This window comes from Chromatiales bacterium, from assembly GCA_020445605.1.
Taxonomy (GTDB): domain Bacteria; phylum Pseudomonadota; class Gammaproteobacteria; order JAGRGH01; family JAGRGH01; genus JAGRGH01.
Genome location: JAGRGH010000041.1, coordinates 1 through 1756 on the forward strand (window position 1 = coordinate 1; position 1756 = coordinate 1756).

The window sequence follows — 1756 nt, forward strand, 5'->3', positions numbered from 1 at the left end:
GGATGTTATCCATAGTAAAAGCATTGCTTTCCGGAATAATAATCACCCCTGCAAAAGTTACCGCTACCGGTTTTGCAATGCTGATTATTGCTTTTATAAGCTTAGCTAAATTAACGCTAATATTGGCCGTGATTTCTATAATAAAGGTAGCATAAGCAAATTCAAAAATCCTTATACTACTCGGCGGGACAATAAAAGAAATAAGAGTTATTATTTCCTCTGGCGTCCCCCCGCAGTTATTCTGTACTATCTTTCTCAAAATTGCGATTCTATACTCTTCATCACCTTGAAAATTTCTTGACTCATCTACTATATCCCCGATTAAATCAAGGCTTCTGCCTATAATAGTAATAATATTCCGTTGCTCGGATAAAACCCACATCAAGTCTTCAAGTTCCTGCCATTTTTTTACTAAAGCCCCTTGAAAGACTAAGATGTTTCTGCTTTCCTTATCCTGTTCTACTAACCGAGAAAATGCTAATTCAACGTGGTTATTTATAGGTTTTATATTCATGAAGCAATTATCTCAATTCTTTTTTGTTCTACGATTAAAACTTGCCTTGCCGTAGCAATTATATTAGCTGCTGACATAGTTGTACTGGTTGCATCCGGATCAGTGCTTTGCCCGAGCTGGATAGTTGCCGCAGTTATTCCACTATATTTATAAACAATAGAATATAAGCTTTGATAATATATACTCTGACCTAGTGCTATATTAATTAAACTCTTTTCTATATCTGCTTTCATAAGAGTAATAGAATCCTCAACGAAGAAATCATTTTTTGTAATTGCAATATTTATAAAAACATAAATCTTCTCCGGTCTTGAAAAATACACTCTTTGAATAGTGTTTGTGCTATCTAAAACATCAAAATATACACTGCCGTATGATCCTATCCCGATTGGTTTATAATCCCATATTGCCTTTGCAATAGCTTCGTCAGCTCCGCCGTGTACTACTGCCTCAAAACTATGAGGAGGGATGCCGTCTTGTGTTGAGGCAGTAGTATTTTCTTTTACTGCTACAGTTAAAACATTAGCTAACGTGGATAACTTAGCCCTGATAGAGTCTAAAGTTCCTTTGCCGTTAAGCATTAATATATTTTTTCTTCTTATCCTTAAGTCAATATCTGACTCTAAAGGCGTTCCTGTTACTCCTGCTTCGTTGTTATTAATTGCTAAAATGCCATTTTCCAAACTGGCAAAATTTACTAACGAATTTGCAGGGATCGGTATTGCTCCGCTTACTTCGGCATAATATATTACGTTATTCGTTATATCTATTATATCAAAGCCTGCTGATTCTATAAAAAGCGAGAATTGAGTTTTATATTCATCTGAATGAATATTAATTGTTGCCCCATTAACAGTAACTATCAGTGTTGATAAATCCTGCTCATCTTCTATTAAAGCTTTTACCCCTAAGGCTATCTCATTTGCTGTATCTTCCAGCAACTTATTGTAAGAAATAGTAATGCCATTGATTTTTATAATATAAGTATCATAAGTATCGCCGGTAACTGCTAAATTTATTGCCGTGCATGATTCATTATTAATGTCCAGTGATTCCTTGTTTGTAAAAGCAACGCTCTGTCCTTCAATAGTAGCTAAAGTTAATGTAGGTAACGTGCTGTAGTTCTCTGCTGTTACCTGTGCTGTTACATAACTAAATGTAGCAGGCAATCTCTTGATGCCAAGTAATGCACAGTTGTGATCAAGGCTTATTCCTTCTGCATACACAGGAGAAAGACTATCA

General features: G+C 35.3%; 2 protein-coding genes. Both read right to left on the reverse strand.

Translation table 11 applies throughout. The features are described 5' to 3' along the window. The coding region (locus KDG50_09175) for a hypothetical protein (GenBank protein MCB1865592.1) at nucleotides 1-514 on the reverse strand (514 nt) is incomplete at its 3' end. Next, nucleotides 511-1756: hypothetical protein (locus KDG50_09180; GenBank protein ID MCB1865593.1), on the reverse strand; the 1246-nt coding region annotated here is incomplete at its 5' end. The genes KDG50_09175 and KDG50_09180, both read right to left, overlap by 4 nt.